Consider the following 3817-nt stretch of genomic DNA (forward strand, 5'->3'; position numbering starts at 1 on the left):
GGCGAGATCATCGCCCGGGAGGTCGTGCTCGCCACCAATACCGAGCTGGCGAAGCGCCCGGAGGTGAAGCCGCATGTCAGCGTGTTCTCCTCCTTTGCGCTGATGACCGATCCGGCGCCCGAGAAGCTCGCCGCAATGGGCTGGACCCGCGATGAAGGGCTCGCGGATCTCAGGATGTTCGTCCACTATTTCCGCAAGACGGTCGACGGGCGCATCCTGATGGGCTCGGGCTCCGGCCCGATCAGCTTCGGCGGCAATGCCCGCGATCCGCGCCTGACCACCGACCTCGCCTCGGCCGCTCGGGCCGAGAAGGGGCTGCGCAGGCTGCTGCCGGGCTTCGCCGATGTCGGCATCGCCAAGATCTGGGGCGGCGGCATCGACGTCTCGTCCGATCGGCTGCCCTTCTTCCGCACCGTGCCGGGCACGCGCGTCCATTATGGCTGCGGCTATTCCGGCCATGGCGTGAACCCGACCTATATCGGCGGGCAATGCCTGGCCTCGCTGGTCCTCAATGCCAGGGACGACTGGGCGAGCCTGCCGCTGTGCACCCGCAGCCTTCCCTCGCTTCCGCCCGAGCCGTTCCGCGCCGTCGGCGGCCGGCTGGTGCGATGGGGCATCATTGGATGCGAGGAGGCCGAGGAAAGGGGCGAGCGTGCTGGCTCCGCGATGAGCGCCGCAGCGGCGATCCCAAAACTCTTCGGCCTGCGCATCGGAACGCGCTGAGAGCCGCGCTCCGATGATCTAACCCTTTGTGTTTGCATCGGCTTTCCCGAAAACCGCAATCCACCCTTCGGGCCGATGCTTTAGGTTTTTGTGTCCGCATCGGCTTTTGGGGCCGATGCTTTAGCCCAGCCGGACCTTGGCGACCTTGTCCCGGTAGTCGTCCTTGGGGTCGACGCCGAGCAGCATCTTGATGCCGGCAACCAGGTTGTTGGCGTTCTCCCAGATCTCGGCGCTGCTCGGGTCGAAGCGCAGCAGGGCGAGATTGGGGTCATCCTTGCCGCCTTCGAACCAGGCCGCGATGAAGCTGTTCCAGAGCCGGTCGATGACCTGGCGGTCCATGTCGATCATGAGATCGCCCTCGACCGAGACGAACAGGTCATGGCCCTTCGAGACCAGGCTGAAGGCCGCGGGCTTGCTGCCCGACAGCGCCTTGACCAGCTCGGTGTCGCGGGAGGCGAAGAACCAGATGGGCCCATGATCGGCCTCGAGCTGCGCAGTCATCGGGCGGGTATGGCCCTGCTCGGAACCGGCCAGGCCGAGCATGACGGTCATGTCGGACTTCAGGGCCTTCCAGAATTTTGCTTCCAGTTCGCTTGGCGTCGGCATGGCATTCCTCCTGCTTCCCTTGCGTTGAACGGCCGCGTGATGGCCATGTTCGGGGTTGGCTTCGTGCTCGGGCTCGGCCCTGACCGCAATCACCGTGCCGCCGCGGCGCACCGTCTCGGCATGGTATTCGGCCTCGTCCTTGTCGACGCCGGCGCTGGTAAAGGACCCGACGATCCCGCCGGCCGCCGCGCCGGCGACCGCCCCGGCCGCGGTTGAGGCGAGCCAGCCGGCTGCCACCACCGGGCCAATGCCCGGGATGGCGAGCATGCCGAGGCCGGCGAGCAGACCGGCCGCGCCGCCGACGCCGGCGCCGATCCCGGCGCCCTCGGCTGCATTGCTCTCCTCGGGTTTGCTGTGTCGGCCGACGAGGCTGACATCGCGACTGGGAACGCCTGCGGCCTCGAGTTGCTCGACGACCGAGAGAGCGGTTTCATAGCTGTCATAGGAACGGGTGATGGTGCGGGTCATGTTCAACTCTCTTGCTTTGAGAAAGCGGGAGGCGCGATCTGGCGCCGGGCGAGCCGGCGGCGAGTGATCTGCGCTCAGTGATCTGGCGCTCAGTGGCGGACGATGTTGCCGCGATAGTCGACGGAGACGTCGACCTTGGCGCCGGCATTCATGGCCGTGCCCTTCCAGACGCCGTTTGCGTCCTTCTTCAGGCCTGTCACGTTCGAATAGCCATTGGCTTCAAGGCGGCTCTTGGCCTGGCCTTCGGTGAAGCTGTTTGCGCCCGGCAACGGGGCGTTCTTGTCCGCCTCTGCCTTTGGTGCCGGCATTGGCGACGTCGTCGAGGTCTGCGCAAGCGCTCCGAAAGCAGTCGTCGAGGCGATCAAAGAGGCGATGAGAAGCTTTTTCATGGTAATTCTCCGCAGGTTCGCGATTGTACGTCCTGATGTCGTATCAACCGGCACCCCCGGCAGAGAGTTCCGCAAATAAATACTTCTGATGGGTGGAACACATGGCTGCGTCGTCGGTTTCGCCAGCGCTATCCTGAAATCGCTGGAGGACACCCGATGGCCACAACACCGAAGCCACTCGATGAGCTGTTTCACGACATGCTCAAGGACGTCTATTACGCGGAAAAGCAGATCCTGAAGGCGTTGCCGAAGATGGCCAAGGTCGCCACTTCGCCCGAGCTCAAGAAGGCGTTCGAGACGCACAGGGCCGAGACGGAAGGCCAGGTTGAACGCCTGAGCGAGGTCTTCGATCTGATCGGCAAGGCGCCGCGCGCCAAGACCTGCGATGCCATCCTCGGCATTCTCGAGGAGGGCAAAGCCGTGATGGAGGACTATGCTGACAGCCCGGCTCTGGATGCGGGTCTCGTCGCCTCCGCGCAGGCAGTCGAGCATTACGAGATGGCGCGCTACGGCACTCTGAAGGCATGGGCGCAGCAGCTCGGCCACAAGGATGCCGTCAAGCTGCTCGACGCGACCCTTGCCGAGGAGACCAGGACCGACAAGGCCCTGACGCAGCTTGGCGGGCCCGCCAATTCCGCAGCGGTTGCCAAGGCGGCCTGAGCGAACGGCCGATCCGGCCCCGGCGGCCAAGGCKGCCGGGGCCGTTTCTTTGGCTCGATCTCGCACAGGGGGCGCCCGATGCCCTTGTGCTTCGGCCAATTCCATCCATATACCATCCCTATGGATGGTATATGGATGACCAGATGAAAATGCCCGATAGCGAAAAGCTCACGCTCAATCTCGGCTTCGTCGATCTCGGGCGCATCGACCTGCTCGTCCGGGACGGGTTCTATTCGAACCGCTCGGACTTCATTCGCACTGCGGTGCGAAACCAACTCGCGACCCATGCCGATGTCGCCGCGCAGGCGACGACGCGGCTCTCTCTCGAGCTGGGCCTGCGCGTCTTCACGAGGCGCGATCTCGAAGCGGCCAAGGCCGCCGGCGAACGCCTCGAGATCCGCGTCCTCGGCCTCGCCGTCATCGAAGCGGATGTCTCGCCGGACCTCGCGCGGGAGACGATTGCCTCACTGACCGTGCTCGGCGCGCTCCATGCCGCCCCCGAAATCAAGGCCGCCCTGGCCGACCGACTGGCATGAAAAGGCACAGCGACATGAACATCCGCATCCGCTCCGCTGTGGGCGAARCCATGACACGTCTGAGAGGCGCCGATGTTGCAGGCGCGACTGCGGCCATTCAGCAGGCGCTCGCCGGGCGGCCTGTTCAGCCCCCGCAAGAACCCGGCGGCGACGAGACGGGGACGGCCGGGTCGATCGTCCCGCGCCGCCTCGGTGACGTCTTGCAATCGCTTCGGACTGTACAGGCGCGCGTCGCCGATCAGCCCGGCACGGCGCGTCGCCAGCCTGGCCCGGCAGAGGAGGACGGGCGCTTTCGTTCCTGCAGCTTTCGCAGCGCCGCCGGAGCTCTGGCCTACAAGCTCTACGTGCCGGCGGATCATGCCGGGCGCGAACTCGCGCTCGTCGTGATGCTGCATGGCTGCACGCAGGATCCCGATGATTTTGCGCGGGGATCCC

General features: G+C 65.6%; 6 protein-coding genes and 1 pseudogene. 4 read left to right on the forward strand and 3 right to left on the reverse strand.

Features of this window, described 5'->3' with window-relative positions:
* Positions 1-723 (forward strand): NAD(P)/FAD-dependent oxidoreductase (locus AC1D34_RS36495; protein ID WP_476826894.1); only part of this gene is annotated, 723 nt, incomplete at its 5' end.
* A gap of 120 nt (positions 724-843) precedes the next feature.
* Here AC1D34_RS36495 and AC1D34_RS36500 read toward each other — a convergent pair.
* The 3 genes and pseudogenes from AC1D34_RS36500 to AC1D34_RS36510 all read right to left on the reverse strand — a co-directional run bounded on the left by AC1D34_RS36500 (position 844) and on the right by AC1D34_RS36510 (position 2186).
* Positions 844-1329 (reverse strand): pyridoxamine 5'-phosphate oxidase family protein, encoded by a 486-nt coding sequence (locus AC1D34_RS36500; protein WP_441508424.1) that lies wholly within the window; start codon positions 1327-1329, stop codon positions 844-846.
* A gap of 78 nt (positions 1330-1407) precedes the next feature.
* Positions 1408-1797 (reverse strand): annotated as a pseudogene (locus AC1D34_RS36505) (hypothetical protein); the annotation flags it as partial.
* Positions 1798-1886: 89 nt separating this feature from the next.
* Entirely contained in the window at positions 1887-2186 is a 300-nt protein-coding gene (locus AC1D34_RS36510; RefSeq protein ID WP_441493128.1) for a PepSY domain-containing protein, read from the reverse strand.
* Between the two features lie 156 nt (positions 2187-2342).
* On the opposite strand from AC1D34_RS36510, the gene AC1D34_RS36515 reads away from it, so the two are divergent.
* From AC1D34_RS36515 to AC1D34_RS36525, 3 genes are all read left to right on the forward strand, one after another.
* A complete protein-coding gene (locus AC1D34_RS36515; protein ID WP_441493127.1) occupies positions 2343-2846 on the forward strand; it encodes a YciE/YciF ferroxidase family protein in 504 nt (167 codons plus the stop codon).
* A gap of 143 nt (positions 2847-2989) precedes the next feature.
* Positions 2990-3382 carry a CopG family transcriptional regulator gene (locus tag AC1D34_RS36520; RefSeq protein WP_441508425.1) on the forward strand — a complete coding sequence of 131 codons (393 nt, stop codon included), beginning with the start codon at positions 2990-2992 and terminating at the stop codon, positions 3380-3382.
* A gap of 50 nt (positions 3383-3432) precedes the next feature.
* Positions 3433-3817: PHB depolymerase family esterase (locus AC1D34_RS36525; protein ID WP_476826895.1), on the forward strand; the 385-nt coding region annotated here is incomplete at its 3' end.

Source organism: Allobosea sp. P1_A7, assembly GCF_056406775.1.